The organism is Bremerella volcania (assembly GCF_007748115.1).
Taxonomy (GTDB): Bacteria; Planctomycetota; Planctomycetia; order Pirellulales; family Pirellulaceae; genus Bremerella; species Bremerella volcania.
This window is the reverse complement of sequence record NZ_CP036289.1, coordinates 4,170,195-4,185,523: the sequence shown is the minus strand read 5'-3', so window position 1 is coordinate 4,185,523 and position 15,329 is coordinate 4,170,195. Positions and strand designations below refer to the sequence as shown.

At 55.1% G+C, this 15,329-nt stretch carries 11 protein-coding genes; 1 reads left to right on the top strand and 10 read right to left on the bottom strand.

Going from position 1 to position 15,329, the window contains the following annotated elements; all coding sequences use genetic code 11:
* The first annotated feature begins 12 nt into the window (after positions 1-12).
* Positions 13-939: a TIM barrel protein gene (locus Pan97_RS16515; RefSeq protein ID WP_196782124.1), complete on the top strand. Its 927-nt coding sequence runs from the start codon at positions 13-15 to the stop codon at positions 937-939.
* 25 nt (positions 940-964) lie between these two features.
* Here the strand turns inward: Pan97_RS16515 and Pan97_RS16510 are convergent, their stop codons facing one another.
* The 10 genes from Pan97_RS16510 to Pan97_RS16465 all read right to left on the bottom strand — a co-directional run bounded on the left by Pan97_RS16510 (position 965) and on the right by Pan97_RS16465 (position 15,320).
* Positions 965-1,804 carry a hypothetical protein gene (locus tag Pan97_RS16510; protein WP_144974416.1) on the bottom strand — a complete coding sequence of 280 codons (840 nt, stop codon included), beginning with the start codon at positions 1,802-1,804 and terminating at the stop codon, positions 965-967.
* A gap of 132 nt (positions 1,805-1,936) precedes the next feature.
* Positions 1,937-3,073: a 5-(carboxyamino)imidazole ribonucleotide synthase gene (locus Pan97_RS16505; protein ID WP_144974414.1), complete on the bottom strand. Its 1,137-nt coding sequence runs from the start codon at positions 3,071-3,073 to the stop codon at positions 1,937-1,939.
* The gene (gene purE / locus Pan97_RS16500; protein WP_144974412.1) at positions 3,070-3,564 is read right to left on the bottom strand and encodes a 5-(carboxyamino)imidazole ribonucleotide mutase; all 495 of its coding nucleotides are present in this window, start codon (positions 3,562-3,564) and stop codon (positions 3,070-3,072) included. Before purE ends, Pan97_RS16505 begins: the two co-directional genes overlap by 4 nt.
* Positions 3,565-3,817: 253 nt before the next feature.
* Positions 3,818-4,843, bottom strand: coding sequence for an NAD(P)-dependent alcohol dehydrogenase (locus Pan97_RS16495; protein WP_144974410.1), 1,026 nt, complete (start codon positions 4,841-4,843; stop codon positions 3,818-3,820).
* Positions 4,844-4,893: 50 nt separating this feature from the next.
* A complete protein-coding gene (locus Pan97_RS16490; protein WP_144974408.1) occupies positions 4,894-5,349 on the bottom strand; it encodes a cupin domain-containing protein in 456 nt (151 codons plus the stop codon).
* A 298-nt stretch (positions 5,350-5,647) separates the two neighbouring features.
* Positions 5,648-9,364, bottom strand: coding sequence for a hydantoinase B/oxoprolinase family protein (locus Pan97_RS16485; protein WP_241676316.1), 3,717 nt, complete (start codon positions 9,362-9,364; stop codon positions 5,648-5,650).
* A 176-nt stretch (positions 9,365-9,540) separates the two neighbouring features.
* Entirely contained in the window at positions 9,541-10,935 is a 1,395-nt protein-coding gene (locus Pan97_RS16480; RefSeq protein ID WP_144974405.1) for a hypothetical protein, read from the bottom strand.
* 26 nt (positions 10,936-10,961) lie between these two features.
* Positions 10,962-12,443 carry a class I adenylate-forming enzyme family protein gene (locus tag Pan97_RS16475; RefSeq protein ID WP_144974403.1) on the bottom strand — a complete coding sequence of 494 codons (1,482 nt, stop codon included), beginning with the start codon at positions 12,441-12,443 and terminating at the stop codon, positions 10,962-10,964.
* Positions 12,428-13,780, bottom strand: coding sequence for an aspartate aminotransferase family protein (locus tag Pan97_RS16470; RefSeq protein WP_165698806.1), 1,353 nt, complete (start codon positions 13,778-13,780; stop codon positions 12,428-12,430). Before Pan97_RS16470 ends, Pan97_RS16475 begins: the two co-directional genes overlap by 16 nt.
* Before the next feature lie 49 nt (positions 13,781-13,829).
* Positions 13,830-15,320 (bottom strand): SDR family oxidoreductase, encoded by a 1,491-nt coding sequence (locus tag Pan97_RS16465; RefSeq protein WP_144974399.1) that lies wholly within the window; start codon positions 15,318-15,320, stop codon positions 13,830-13,832.
* Positions 15,321-15,329: the final 9 nt, after the last annotated feature.

Genomic DNA, 15,329 nt, shown 5'->3' with positions numbered 1-15,329 from the left:
GAGAGCACTGCCATGCCTCAAGACAAAACTCGCCTATCTCGCCGTGATCTGATCAAGTCGGCCGTTGGTACCTCCGTGGCTGGATTGGTCATGGCGTCAACCGTCCAGGCCGCTGGGCCTTCCACGGAAACCAAAGTACCGGCGGAAGACTTCAAAGCAACGGGAAGGAACATCAAACAGTCGGTGATGGCCTGGTGTTTCAATCCGATGCCTATGGAAACCTTCATTCCCGCGTGCGCAAAGATGGGGCTCCAGGCAATGGAAGGTCTGGACGTCAACTGGTACCCACTGATGAAAGAGCACGGCTTGAAGGTTTCGCTGTGCTCCGGACACGGCTTCAAAGATGGTCCGGTCAATCCCGACAATCACGCGATGTGTACCGAGAAACTCAAGGGAGCGATCGATACCGCCGTGAAATGGAACTGCCCTAGCGTGATCACATTCACCGGGATGAGCGAAAAGGGAATCGGATTCGAGCAAGGCACCAAGAACTGCGTCGACTTTTGGAAGTCGGTTATTCCCTACGCCGAAGAAAACAACGTTCAGCTTGTACTCGAGCATCTCAACAGTCGAGATGATTCGCACCCCATGAAGGGGCACCCGGGCTACTTCGGCGACGATGTCGATCATTGCCTGGACATGATCAAACAGGTCGATTCACCCAAGATGAAGCTTCTGTTCGATTTCTACCACGTGCAAGTGATGAATGGCGACGTCATTCGACGTTTTCGCCAAAGCCTGCCCTACATCGGGCACATTCACACGGCTGGCAATCCAGGTCGAGGCGAACTGGATGAAACACAAGAGATGAACTATACCGCCATCATCAAAGCCGTTGCCGAATCGGACTACGATGGCTATGTCGTCCAGGAATACATCCCAACCTGGGACGATAAGCTTGCCTCGCTGCGGCACGGCGTCGCATTGTGCGACGTTTAAGATCATGTCGCTTTGATGGGGTTCGTCAGCGAGCCCCATGTTCTTGCAGGCTTTGCTTCAGAGCCGAGTAGAAGGCCCGCTGTTGCTCGTATTGGTCTTTTGGGATCTGGTACTGGAAATAGTCCAGGTAGTCGAGCATTTGCTCGGTCAGGCCGGTGTACGAGTAGTTGGAATCGGCCTGCGGATTAACCCAATTCGGATCGCCAGGCTCGGTATGGCTGACGTAGCGTCCTTGGTCATCGACATGAATGTTGGCCAGCAGCGTGGGAAGCTTCATCTGCAGTTCGTAGAAGCTCTTTTCCATCGGGTCCATGTCGGCGGTCGTCTCGTTCCAGGCATTGACTACCGCTTCTGGTGTACGGCTATCAGGGAAGCGAATCATGTAACCTTCCCCAACCTGAGTTAAGCCATCGTAATTCAGGTCGATTTGTGCCGGTCGTGGGATCAACAGGTTTAGTGCGGCTTCCGGGGTCAGGTCATCCACGTTGATCGGATCGGCCAGGCGGTTCACATGTTGCACCGTAGCCAATTCATCTTCGGACAGGCTCTTCAGAAAACCTTGCGGGTCGGCGTAACCCCCTTCGTTGTAGGTACGAACAAGCAAATCGCCGTAGTTGCCTGGAAGGGCTTGGGCATCGACTTCAGTCGAATAGTTGCCGGTATTAGCCACAGAGAACCAATCGTCCCAGTCTTGCCGGATGTCGTCCTGGATCGAATTCTCAGACTCGTATTTTTCTGCCGAAGCGTAACCAGGCTGGCCAGCCGCGGTCAGGATTTCATTGAAGAGATTTTGAAGCTGCTCGCCTGCGGCATCCTGCTTTTGCTGGCGGGTAAGCGTAGACGAAGGTTGAGTCTCGATGCGCATCACAAAGTCTCAAAAGGCCGAAGTTTGTATCTAGGTAACATCTTCGGTCGCTCAGCAGTGCGAATTCAGTCTGAATCCCCACTGCAGCAGTTGACTGTTAGGATGCAGGCTCGGCGCAAACTGGAGAAGCTGTCACTTGCCTATGAGGCGGGATTTGGCGGCATAGGCAGACTCAATAGCCGCATCGACTGATTCCGCCGTAACGGTCATGTGCCCCATCTTTCGGCCTATTCGTGGTTCGTGCTTGCCATAAAGGTGCAACTTGACGTCTGGATTAGAACACGCGGCTGCCCAATCGGGTGGACCTGGTTCCCAGACGTTTCCCAGCAGATTGATCATCGCAGCTGGTCGCAGTTGCCGAGTAGAACCCAACGGAAGACCACAGATCGTACGAATTTGTTGCTCGAACTGACAGGTAACGTGGGCATCAATCGTCAGGTGGCCTGAGTTGTGCGGACGTGGGGCAAGCTCGTTGATCAGCAAGGTATCGCCAGGAGCCAGAAAGAACTCAACACACAGTACGCCTACCACATCTAGCTCGGTCAAAACTGCCTTAGCGATCTCCATCGCCTCGGCCGTTGCTTTCTCGGAAAGTCGGCCGGGTGAGACCGAGACATCCAAGATGTGATTCACATGGATGTTTTCGATTGGCGTAAAGCACTCGACGTATCCATCCATTCCCCGGGCAGCAACCACTGAGAACTCCTTCTCGAAGGGGACGAGTTGCTCGAGGATAGCTTCCTGCTTGAGTTCGTCTTTCCATGCGGTATTCAGTTCGTCGCGATTGGCAACTTTGACTTGCCCTTTTCCGTCGTACCCCCAGGCAGCTGTCTTGAGTACGCCTGGTAGGAGTTGATCGGGAACCGCATCGAGATCGGCAGCTTCGCCAATGGCGTGGAAGTTAGCGACCGGAAAGCCATGGTCACGCAGAAACGTCTTTTCGCGAAGTCGATGCTGCGTCGTATGCAGGACGCGTCCGGCTGGTCGGACGGGCACCTTCTGGTTTACCACATCGACAGTTGCCAGGGGAACGTTTTCAAACTCGAACGTGACGACATCGACCTGCTCGGCGAAGCGGGCAACTGCGTCCAAGTCGTCATAGCTGGCGGTGATCTCTACGTCAGCGACTTGCCCTGTCGGCGTGTCCGTTTCCGGAGAAAGAACGTGAACGCGGTAGCCCATGCGACGTGCGGCAATGGCGAACATTCGACCAAGTTGTCCACTGCCAAGAACTCCGAGGGTTCCACCGGGAAGGATGGTCTTTGTCACAGTTGGGAATCCTCGAGAACTTTCTGCGTTTGTTCTTCCTGAAACTTGGCGAGCCGCTTCTGGAGATCGGAATCAGTCGTTGCCAATATCCGTACCGCCAAGAGGCCAGCATTCTTAGCACCCGCATCACCAATCGCAAGCGTGCCGACAGGAATGCCGCCGGGCATCTGGACGATCGAAAGCAGCGAGTCTAGGCCATTGAGAGCACGACTTTTTACAGGTACACCCAAGACTGGAAGAGTCGTCTGCGAGGCGACCATGCCTGGCAGGTGAGCCGCCCCGCCTGCTCCAGCGATAATGATCTTGATCCCGCGACTTTGTGCCGTCGTGGCATATTCATTCATCCACGCAGGTGTACGGTGCGCAGAGACGACCCGTTTCTCGTAGGGGACGTCAAATGATTCTAAAATCTCACAGGCATTCCGCATCGTTTCCCAATCGGACTTGCTGCCCATGATTACGCCAACCAGCGGTTGGTTTGGTTGGGACATTCCTGCACTCTCCATCGTCGGTCTTGACCGAGCATCGACGAAACGTCGCGATGCTCCAAAGGTCAAATGTTAACCCGAAACGCGACTTCTCGCACCGGGATAGGGTGCATCATGAGGTCAAATTTCCGCACGGCACACGGCATTTTTCGGAAAAGCAGCAAAGATTACAGGTAACGGAATTAGCGATCCGCGCATAAAAAAGCAGCGAAGACCCGGGGGGAGGTCTTCACTGCGAGGGGCAGAACCGAAGGTGCTATTGTTCTGAATGCGGTCGTTCGTCTGGTATGTCTTTCAGAACATGCAGTACGATCTTGCCGACGACGTGCCCCCCTTCGCTCTTACGGTGTGCCGCGGCAACTTCATTGAGTGGAAAAACCGTGTCCAATACCGTGCGTAGTTTCCCCTCATTCACCAAGGCAGCCAGCGACTTTAGGATATCTCCATCAGGTCGAGCCAAAACGACATGGCACGACTGCTTCTGAAATTTCGAGATCAACGACATGCCCACGCTTTCCACGGAAGGCAAAGTGGCAATATAGTGCCCCTCTGGCTTCAAGATTCGCCGGCATTCGTGGAACGACGATTTGCTCACGGCATCGAACACGATATCAAATGTTCGAGCAATTTGGGTGAACTGGGTTGCGTGGTAGTCAATGGTTTCGTCCGCGCCTAAATCACGAACCAATGCGTGATTGTCGGAACTACACACGGCGGTCACTTTGGCGCCTAATGCCTTGGCGATTTGAACTGCGAACGACCCGACCCCACCGGAGGCACCATTGATAAGAACGTCGTCCCCTGCATGAAGTTGGCCGAGCTTGACCAATGCTTTCCAAGCCGTGGTCGCAGCCAGCGGAATGGCGGCGGCTTCTTCGAAGGAGCACTTCTCTGGCTTGGCAACGATCACTTTTGAGTCGACGGCAACATATTCGGCGTAACCGCCACCGAACGTCTTATCGGAAAACGCCATCACGTGATCACCGGTATTCCAGCCCTGTTGTTTGGCGCTATAACCGACTTCCGCTATCTCTCCGGCGACGTCAAAGCCGAGGACAGCCGGTAGCTGTTCCGGAAGGATCCACTTGAGCATGCCCTGACGAACCTTCCAGTCAATTGGGTTGACGCTGGCAGCGTGAACGCGGATTAGTACTTGATCGGCGGTAATCTTTGGGCGGGGAACGCTCTTGATCTTCAGATTCTCTTCGCCGCCGTACTGATCGAGGACGACCGCCTGCATCACGTCGGTATGAACTTCAGGATCTGCTTCTGCTGTGGCCACTAGAATTCTCCTTGGTCGTTACGTTTAGTCCAGGGCAACGTTTTGGGTCACTAAGTAATCGTCGAGTTGTAACTCGGGGGATCACTCGCTGGAAAAGATTCTTCCAATGCTTCCTGAACCTCGTCATCTCGGTGAACCGACGATGAATGACTTGCAATTGTTCCGTTGCTCAGGTTTGATTTGGCAGCCAGTGAAGTTACCAAAACGGCACTATCGACTCGTGCTTCGAGTCGGAAGGGGCATCCAGCCGGAACGTGCAATAGTTGATTGGGTTCAAGCACGTGGTGATGTTGATGAACTTTCGCGTCGAGCTTACCTGCAACGCAGAAAATCAATACTTCGCCAGCGGAAGCATGGGTTCCAATATGTTCGCTTTCCCTCAGCGGTAGGTATCGCGCCTCTGCTTTTACCTGCGCGAGCGCATCCGAGGGCAGTTCAAATATGGGTGTTTTTTCGCCGAGACCAGGTAAGTCAGCAATGGCAAAGTTCGTAGATGAGGTAGACATGGCAAACTCCTTATGTGAGTGCAAGCTAAATCATAGAGGTGCACATCGCATACCAATGCCATATTGGCGGTTCAAAGTGGAGAGGAGGCCAGCCGATCCTATTGAATTGAGAATTGGTCCTGCTTACGGCCCGGCATTTGCCTCTTGGAGTTCGTAGGTGATTCACCTAACTTTCAAGCAAGCAACGCGGTCATTACGGTTTCCCTAGGTACGGCAAGCGTTGGTAAGTGCGCGATCATCTTGAGCGGATGGTGATCAGGAAGCTGCGCAGGGTAGGCAAAGAATAGGCCATAGATGGTTATTCCGTTTCTGGTTTCCCGAATCCGCCGCCGCCAGGCGTCCTCACGATGAGGATGTCTCCTGTATTTACCGACAGACTGGTCGTATTGGGTAAATGAGTTTCTACCTCGTTCTTGCGTTGAATCAAATTTTCGCCACACATCCCAGGCCGCCCTCCATTCAGACCGTACGGTGGATAGGGGCCGCGGCGCTGAGTGAGAAGTGAGACCTCAAGCGGTCGTAAGAATTCTATTTCACGAATAATCCCATCACCACCGCGATGGTAACCGCCTCCGCCTGAGCCCCGGCGTACGGCGAACCGTCGAATTCTCGCCGGGAAGCGTAGCTCAAAGACTTCAGCATCCGTGAGTCGCGTGTTGGTCATATGGGTATGAACGGCAGATGCACCGGGAGCATTTTTCGTCGCCCCGGATCCTCCACAGATCGTTTCGTAGTAACCGAACGTCGCGTCTCCAAAGGTCAAGTTGTTCATGGTTCCTTGGCTGGCGGCTGCCATGCCGAGCGCTCCCAAGAGGACATCCACGATCCGCTGCGACGTCTCCACGTTACCGCCGGCGACAGCTGCGCACATTTCTGGTGTTGGTTGCTTCGGTGGATTCAGGAAACATTCAGGAAGAATGATCTCGACCGGTTCGAGCACGCCTTGATTCAAGGGAATGTCTTCACTGAGTAGGCACCGCAAGCAGTACATGACCGCCGCCGTTACAATCGCTCGATTCGCGTTGAGATTGCCGGGTAGCACAGGCCCGGTGCCAGAGAAGTCGATCGTTGCGGTTTCTCCCTGCAGGTCGATGGCAACGCACAGAGGAGAGCCATCATCCAGGTGGTCGATGAACTCGTAACGCCCTGGTGGGATCTTCGCGAGTGCCGCACGTGTTTTTCGGGAGGCGGCCGCCTGAATATGCTTTGCATAGGCCACCACGGTATCTAACGAGTTTTGATGCACCATCCGTTTGAGGTCTTCGATCCCGTGATGATTCGCGGCGATCTGGGCGGCAATGTCAGCCAGGTTGTCGGAAACTTTGCGAGAGGGAAATGGTGCCTCGGTGAGAATCTTTTCCAGTTCTTCCCAGTGTGGAGTGCCTGCCTCGATCAACCGGAAATTTTCGATCAGGACGCCTTCTTCTGCCAGGTTCAGCGACCCAGATGGCATCGAGCCGGCGGCAATACCTCCGATCTCAGCGTGGTGTGCCCTGCTGGCGGCGAAAAAAGTGGGCCGGACATCGGAATCACGGACGAACATTGGCGTAATCACCGTAACGTCTGGCAGATGGGAACCGCCATGGTACGGATCGTTGGTAACGAACACATCGCCACTTCTCATGTTCGGGTGATATGCAATCGTTGCTTTGACCGTTTCCGCCATCGCACCTAGGTGAACCGGTATGTGAGGTGCGTTCGCGATCAAGTCGCCAGCAGAAGTGAATAACGCACAACTAAAATCAAGACGTTCCTTCACGTTTACGCTGACGGATGTGTTTTGCAGGGCAACGCCCATTTGCTCGGCAATGGCCGCGAATTGATTGTTGAGGATCTCGAGCAGGATCGGGTCGGGAATGTTGAGTGAATCTAAGGAGCCCTGATCGTCTGACTCGTTTTGACGAGCAACTCGCCGCGCCAGCAGTTCACCTGCACTTAGCATTTCCGCTTCCCAGCCTGGGTCGATGACGGTCGTCGCCAACGGCTCGGCTATGAGCGAAGGTCCGACTATCTTTGCCCCTGGCCGCAGTTGGTCTCGGTCGTAAACCTTGGTGTCGACTTGATCTCCTTGGAACACAAGAGGAACGACCTTGACTGCCTCTGGTTCGTACGAAGGGCGAGGCTCGCTGAGAACCGAGTCGGTAGTGCCGTGGCTGATCGCTTCGACACGGGCCGCGACGACCTCGATCGGGTGTTCGGTACGATCATAACCGTAGCGGCGGCGATGCTCCGCGTGGTAGCGTTGCTCAAGGCTGTCGAGGGGGTCTGCCTCAATCGTCAGCGAAGCTTCAAGCCCTCGATACCTTAATTCGATCTGCTTCTGATAGGTAATCGAATTCTCGTCGACGTCTTCTTCATGAAGCTGGGTATTTGCGGTCTGTTTTAATGCCTCAAGTGAAGATTCCAGCTCTGGGGATGCCTCCTCGAAAGCCAGGTAGAAGGGTTGGGTTGCGAACCGGGATGTCTCCGCTGCACCGATGCCCACAGCGCTAAGGATGCCGGCGTTGGGGTGAAACAAAAGTTGTCGAGCCTCAAGGATTTCTGCGACGGCACAAGCATGTTGGCCGGCCGCTCCACCGAAGGGGACGAGCAGGTAGGATCGCGGATCATAGCCTTTGGCGACCGAGATCGTGCGAATCGCTTCGGCGATGTTGGCATTGGCAATCTGTAGGAAACCAGCAGCTAGTTCCAGTGGCGTTCGCTTATGACCGGTTGCTACTTCAACCTGTTGGCAGACTTCCGCCAATCGTCGATCAACCGCTTCGGCATCGAGCGGAAAGGGAAGCCGGGCTGCTTGTAACTTGCCGAGGGCATAGTTGATATCAGTAACCGTTAAAGGACCGCCTCGGCCATAGCACGCCGGACCGGGGTCAGCACCGGCGCTCCGTGGGCCAACCACCAATTTCACGCCATCAAATGCGCAGATCGAGCCGCCACCCGCTGCGACCGTTTCGATTGCCATCATGGGCGCGACGATTCGCACGCCTGCCTTTTCTGTTTCGAATTGGCGTTCGTAGGTGCCATCGAAGCGGGAAACATCCGTACTGGTCCCTCCCATATCGAAGCCAATGGCTTTGTTGAATCCAACGGCTCTCGCAGCCGCTGCAAACCCCACAACGCCACCGGCCGGCCCGGAAAGAATGCTGTCCTTGCCCGAGAAAGATTCCGCAGCGACCAAGCTCCCGGCGGAAGTTAACAAGCGAATCTGGCTGCTCGGATCTAGCTTCGATTGAATTTGCCGGACGTAGTCCCTGAGAATTGGGTTGAGGTAGGCGTCCACTACCGTGGTGTCCCCGCGCGAAACGATCTTAATCAGCGGAGCGGCCAAGTGGGAAACGCTGACATCCGTGAATCCGACTTCGCTTGCAATCTTTGCCGCGATTCTCTCGTGCTTGGGTTCGCGGTAAGCGTGTAGGAAGCAAATCGCCACGCTGCGTATGCCGGACGCGTAAAGACTAGTCAGCTTTTCTTGGAGGTCGACCTCATCGATTGAAACAAGGGTGCTGCCTTGAGCATCGAGTCGTTCTTTCACTTCGACGATTCTCGATACGAGCGAACTTGGCTTCTTGATGTCCAAGTTGAAAAGATGCGGGCGACTTTGTGAACCGATTTCTAGAATGTCGGCGAAGCCTTCGGTAATGACCAGGCCGACGTCGGCGCCGGTCCGTGTCAGTAGGGCATTCGTGCCGCGCGTTGTTCCCAGGCGAATATTCACCGCAGGAGTGGGATCACTTAGGGATAGCCCGAGCAAGTACCGAATGGATAGCAGAGGTGCTTCTTCGTGCCCCGTCAGTTGGTAGACATTTCCCGGTTGCGGCATCTCGGCGAGCGGACCTGAGAGCATTAACTGACCGCTGGCAGGGTCAAACTCCGAAACTAACTGCGACTCAATCCATTGGCCACGGTGGTCAAACAGCTCGAGGTGATACCCGCGCCATATGCCGGGAGGATCTTCGCACCGAATCGGATCGAAGATGGAATGACGGGTACTTCCCTTGCCAATGGTTCCTTGCATTTTGCCGGAACTAAGGACCTTTTTTCGGCGAGTCGCTTGACCTGTTAAGTGAAGCAGGCAATCTGTGAACGTTCCTCCAACATCAATCCAGAACTCAGGGCGCATGTATCCGTCGCAATTGGCTTTGAGAATTAACGAGTTTCCATGGAAACCCTTATGATAGGCCAAAATAGCGCTTAGGCGGAAGGACCGACGGCGCTGCTGGTAATCTGGTCGATATAGCGCGAGAGCAGTTCGTGAGATTCATCCAGCGTGTAATGAAACGGATCATGCTTCAGACTGACGAAGATTTGATCCGCCGAAGTGCAGACGCAGAATGCCGCTGCCGTATTGGGGCGGCAAGGTGGCGTTCCGGTAAGGCCATCGTACACGAGATTGCCCGCGGTGAGGCCACCCTCGGCTGGAGGAAGTTTCGCTTGAAATCGTCGCCACGAGTTGCCGAAGTTTGTAAGTACGGCCGTCGAAAAACAGGACGATCCATTGAGCATCCATGGAAGGAGCCCCAGGGATTGCACCGCGGCAAGGCCACCGATGAAATGGCGGGAGAGATTGTCTTTGCGAATGGCCGCCGTCTCCGGCGCGAGTGATCTTAACAGGTCATCGGGTGTGCGAATGAGATCGCCACGGCGTGCCATAAACGCGAAGCCGATGTCGTTCGTGGTTGGCATCGCTCCGTCACCTCTTCCTCGCAGGCTTTGCGGCATGAGGATTCTCAGGTGACGCGAGCCAATATCGATGCCTTGGTCCGACATCCAGTCATGAAGCGTAACGAACAAGTCGCGTAGCAAAACGTCATTAACCGTGACCTTCTCAGCGGAGGTCCATTTGCGCATGGCCAATGTGGCTTCCGAACTGACCGCCTTGGTGATGTGTCCGTTCTGTTGTCGCGTCGCGTCGTCTGCCAGGGACGAGTGCTTGGCGGTCATCGGCAGGGGGCGTTGCAGGAAAAAGTTGCTGGCCCCGTAAATGCCGCAATAGACGTCGTACAGGCCTCGTCTCCAGCCTGGGTTGTCTAACGAGGAATTGCAGCGGTTGAGTAAACGCTCAGGTTCCCACTTTCTGGGCTTAACGAATTTCGTGCCAGGGGTCGCATTGTGGTAGGCCGTCAACAAATCTTCGACAAACGCGATCGAACCGACGCCATCAGAAGTGGCATGATGAAAATGTAGAAGAAACGAGGATCTATCGCTTCCCGATCGAACGAAAATGCGGAGCCCCAACTCTTGAAAGAGATCGACAAGCGAGTCGTAACCATTCAAACAGGGAACGCCGAATTCATCCCATTCGACTTCTGGCATGCGATTGGTCAGCTGCCAGACTAAACCGCGTTTCTTGTCTTTCTCGACAATGCTTTGAAAGAAAGGGGCCCGTTGAATGGCAAACGCGAGGGCTTCCTCAAATGGCCCGCGTTCGATGGTCCCTTGGACATGGACTTCGATGTCACACATCATAGGGTACTGCGAGCGTCCGTCGGCCAGCATGAACGCTTCGACTGGTGAAAGAGGCAAGGGAAACAGCTTGGCCAACTGAGACTTGGTTTCGGAATTGGGCTGCATGGCAAGCTGTGACATATGGATATCCTGCGGGTGCTAAGCGATCAAGGAAGCTCTTTCACTTGAATCTTGCCTGCGGGGTTTCGGGGTAGCTTGTCGACAATCGCAAAGTCTCGCGGACGCTTGTAATAAACAAGATGTTCATCGCAATAGGCCTTCAAGGCGGCCTCATCGACTCCGTCATCGACGGCTACCGCGGCTTTGACGATCTCTCCCTTGGACTTTAGCTGCCCGGCATAGACTTTGACTTCACGAACGCCAGGCATCGCCGCGATGACCTCTTCGACCTCGCATGGTACGACCTTCAGCCCCAGGACATTGATCATTTCGCCGGTGCGACCGCGAAGATGAATCACACCGTCTTCCACCACCTTCGATAGATCGCCCGTCTCGAAGAAGCCATCTTCGTCCCATGGTGTGAGCACTTCACCGGTATCGGAAAGATATCCAGTCATCATGGAAGAACTCTTCACGTGTAGCTTGCCTACGCCGGGTTCAAGCCCAAGTTCGTCGGCATTGGCGGGGGGGTGTACGCGGACTTCGACACCGTCCATCGGTGGTCCGACGCGTCCATCAACATCTTGGCCATCCGCAATCGTCGCAACTGAGATGCCCCCTGTTTCCGTGGTGCCGTACAAGGGACAAACTGTTACGCCAGTCTTTTTGCGGAATTGCACGGCCGACCGTTTTGGCATCATCGAGCCCGCGGTCAGCAGCCATCGTAGGCGTCCGAAATCGATGCCACCGCCGAAGAGGAGGATATCGATGTGAGCAGGAACCATCGGCAGTACGGTTACGGGGAACTCACGTAAGACGCGTGCCAGTTGCTTGACGCTGAACTTTGCCGTGGTGACGATACTCGCCCCAGTCAGCAGGGGCACCATGGTCGTCACGCCGTAGCCATAGGCATGGCTCATCGGCGGAATAGCCATCATGCAATCATCTTCACAGATGGCCATTGTTGCCGTGTAATGACGGGCTTCTTCCATCGCTGGAAAACCCGGACGAAGCGCAATCTTGGGTAGTCCCGTCGATCCAGACGTGGGATGGAGGGGCACTCCGCGTAGCTCGGGACCTGGAATGCTGGTCGGTTCGGGAAAACGTCCCAACAAGAGGCTCCAGTCATCGCCAGCGAAGATCATGCCATGTCGTTCGAGAACCGACTCGGCTTGTTCGTCACCGCCTGAAGAGATGAGCCACTTCACGCCGAATCGTTGGGCATAGCGAGCCAACTCGGCAGGGGGCGTCATCACGTGCACCAACAGGGGAGAAGCTTCGCACTCGAGCAAAGCCGTGAGTGCGATCGGGAATATCGGTCCATTAGCGATCGTGACCAGAACACGATCGCCAGCAGCGATGCCTTTCTGCTTCAGGGTTTGAGTGAGTTGTTGTCGCAGGCGTTGAAATTGATCGGAAGAGACACTGCGGCCAGAATCTATGTCAAAGATCTTACCGCGATAGCTCTCTGCTGCCTTTAGTATGGGAGTGGGGCTCCATACTGATTTTGGCGTTAACGTACCAGGCATTGGCGTGCACCTTCTTCCCAACGCTCGAGGACTTCGTCGATGTCACGCGACGAATGAGCGATGGACAGGAACATCGGTTCGAACTCGTTGGGGTGGAAATAGACGCCACGCTGTTGCATCCAGTGTTGGAACTGAATGTAGCGATCAAAGTCGGCGTGACGACGAACATCGCGATAGTTGTAGAGACCTTCCGTCTCTTCCTTCGTAATCATGGCTGCCATCAGCGGACCCAGGTGATTGACCTGAGCCGGAATGTTCAGACGCGAGTAGATGTCCTTCACGCCATTGGCGAGCTGGTCGGAAACGGCATTCAAGTGACCGTAAATGCCCTCTTTGTCTGCCAGGACCGTATCGAGGACGGCTTCCGCGGCCGACATCACAATCGCATTTCCAGAGAAGACGCCGCCATGGAACAGTGGGCCTTTCACGATGCACTGCATCATCTCGGCCGAGGCACCAAACGCGCTGACCGGGTAACCACCACCCATCGCCTTGGACATGACGGTGATGTCAGGGCTGACCAGGTAATGCTCTTGGGCACCACCCGGCGAGACTCGCATGCCGGTGATAACTTCATCGAAGATGAGCAAAGCACCACAATCGTGGGCCATTTCCCGGACCGTTGCCAGGTAACCATCCTTGGGCATCAGCAAACCGGCGTTGCCTGAAATGGGTTCCATCATTACCGCGCACACTTCGTCGCCGTGTTCGGCTAGGGCTCGTTCCAGAGCATCCAGGTCGTTCCACTGAACCGTGATAACGTCCTTAATGCTATCCCCCATGCCGGAAGTGCCGGGAATGGCCTGACCGTAGCCTTTCTCGGGAAGCTCATCCAGGGGAGCATGGTACTTGGTAAATACTGCTTCGCTCCAACCGTGGTAATGGCCTTCAAACATGATCAGCTTGTTCCGGCCGGTATACGTCTTGGCGAGACGTACGGCGGAAGCACATGCTTCGGTTCCTGAATTGGCGAAACGAAGTAGCTCGATGCTCGGGAAGAGCTTCTTGATCTTTTCAGCCACACGCATCGTGACTTCCGTTGGGAAGCCGAGTTGGCTGCCTTGCTCCGAGATTTGGCGATAGACCGCTTCGATCACGGCCTTGGGGCGGTGACCTAATAGCAAAGGGCCGTACGACATGTTGAGGTCGATGTATTCGTTACCGTCAACATCCCATAGTCGGCACCCTTGGGCACGGTCGGCAACTAGTGGAATGTGGTAAGGCAGAACCCGCATAGTGCTGCTGTCGCCACCAGCCAAGCTTTTTTTGGCGCGGTCGAGGACCTGCGAGCTTACGGTGCAATTGGCGGCTTCAAACTTGGAAACAGTACCGGACATAATAAAACCCCTGTGATTCGCTGACGATGTTGTCGATCGTGTCTTGTATTTATTGGATGAAACTGGAAGGACTCTCGGCCTTGGTGGCGGTCGAGAACTCTTGGAAACATCGGGCGATTTCTTCGGAACTGGTAGCATTTCCAGCTGTGAACAATCGTCCTGATTGCAGTGCGGCTTCCCAACTAAGCTGACCGCGGGTGAGGCGATGGAATGTATCGGAGTTGAGATAGCAGGTTGAGCTGTCTCCGTTTTTCAGGCCAGATCCTACGCCCACCAGACGGCCGTGATCCAAAATCATGTGCCACTGGCCACCGCCGTTTCCGCTAATACGCAGGCTGACGTAACGTCGATCATCGGAGTTGTCCGACGAATCGCTGGGACTCATCCAGGGGGCCAGCTCTTCGGCAATGGGGAACTTGCGGCTGACTGGCGTTTCCCGCGGCCAACCGAAGTTCTTGTCGATGGCGTACTTCACCAACAGGTCCATCAGTGACTGATCAACCTGGGGACAGGGCAGGTGAGGCAAACACGTTTCCGTGCGCGTACTATCGAAGGTTGGGTCATCACTCCAATAGGACTGATAGACCTTCATCTGATCGCGGAACGACTGCATCATCTTTTCCGCGTCTTCCGAGAGCTTCGATTGATCCGCTGCTTCATGCTTGGCCAAATCAAGAACCGCTTCTCCCATCGATGCCAGCATGTCTGCGACCGTCGCTGCCTTGGGATTGGTGAAGTGATAGGTCTCGCCATGAAGATCTTCACGAGCGATCACTTCGGTCATCGCAGCCGAAACCCAATCGACGGGAACCAGGTTCTTTCGTTCGTCGCCTGAGAGTGCCAGCGTACCTAGCCAGTCTCCCTGGGCAATCACATCCCATGGCAAGGTCGTAACCAGCGTATGCACCAGGCGAAGCGGCGTGTAAAAGCCGTGGTATGAAGTGGTAAAGCCCGTTTGGGAGTCTCCTACAATGATGGACGGTCGATGAACCGTTAACGTATCGAAGCCTGCGGCACGAACCTCCTTTTCCGCCGTAATCTTGCTTGCTTCGTAGTCGTTGCTGGGAAGTTGGCCGACATCCAACTCATCTTCGCGAATGACTTCCCGTCGCTGACCACAAACGTACGCGGTCGAGACGTGATGGAATTTGCGAATGCCCGTCTTGCGGCAGAGTTCGAGCATGTTTCGGGTGCCATGGATGTTGCTGCGCCACGGTTCCCCGTCGTCTTCTTCCGCATAGAAGGTCAGCGAGGCCGCTGAGTGAACGGCGGTATCGCAGTATTCCTGAACCCACCGTTGATCTTCAGGGGACAGGCCACACATCGGCTGCGTGATGTCGCCCTCCAGGACGATGGGCCGCACCAGTGCGTGTCCCAGTTCCCTTTCCCAGTAGGTCATGGCCGTCTCAATGCGACCCAACGCGGATTCAATTCGCGAGGGGCGCACGATGACCGCCAGCGGAATATCCGCCAACGTCAGGTCGCGAAGTAGGTAGCGGCCGAGTAAGCCTGTGCCGCCAGTTAACAGGTGATACTTCATAGTTGCCTA

Excerpts from the sequence above, each read along its gene's own strand:
- Pan97_RS16510 (WP_144974416.1), bottom strand. The coding sequence starts at position 1,804 with ATGCGCATCGAGACTCAACCTTCGTCTACGCTTACCCGCCAGCAAAAG.
- Pan97_RS16490 (WP_144974408.1), bottom strand. The coding sequence starts at position 5,349 with ATGTCTACCTCATCTACGAACTTTGCCATTGCTGACTTACCTGGTCTC.
- Pan97_RS16465 (WP_144974399.1), bottom strand. The coding sequence starts at position 15,320 with ATGAAGTATCACCTGTTAACTGGCGGCACAGGCTTACTCGGCCGCTAC.
- Pan97_RS16485 (WP_241676316.1), bottom strand. The coding sequence starts at position 9,364 with ATGCAAGGAACCATTGGCAAGGGAAGTACCCGTCATTCCATCTTCGAT.
- purE (WP_144974412.1), bottom strand. The coding sequence starts at position 3,564 with ATGTCCCAACCAAACCAACCGCTGGTTGGCGTAATCATGGGCAGCAAG.
- Pan97_RS16480 (WP_144974405.1), bottom strand. The coding sequence starts at position 10,935 with ATGTCACAGCTTGCCATGCAGCCCAATTCCGAAACCAAGTCTCAGTTG.
- Pan97_RS16470 (WP_165698806.1), bottom strand. The coding sequence starts at position 13,780 with ATGTCCGGTACTGTTTCCAAGTTTGAAGCCGCCAATTGCACCGTAAGC.
- Pan97_RS16475 (WP_144974403.1), bottom strand. The coding sequence starts at position 12,443 with ATGCCTGGTACGTTAACGCCAAAATCAGTATGGAGCCCCACTCCCATA.
- Pan97_RS16515 (WP_196782124.1), top strand. The coding sequence starts at position 13 with ATGCCTCAAGACAAAACTCGCCTATCTCGCCGTGATCTGATCAAGTCG.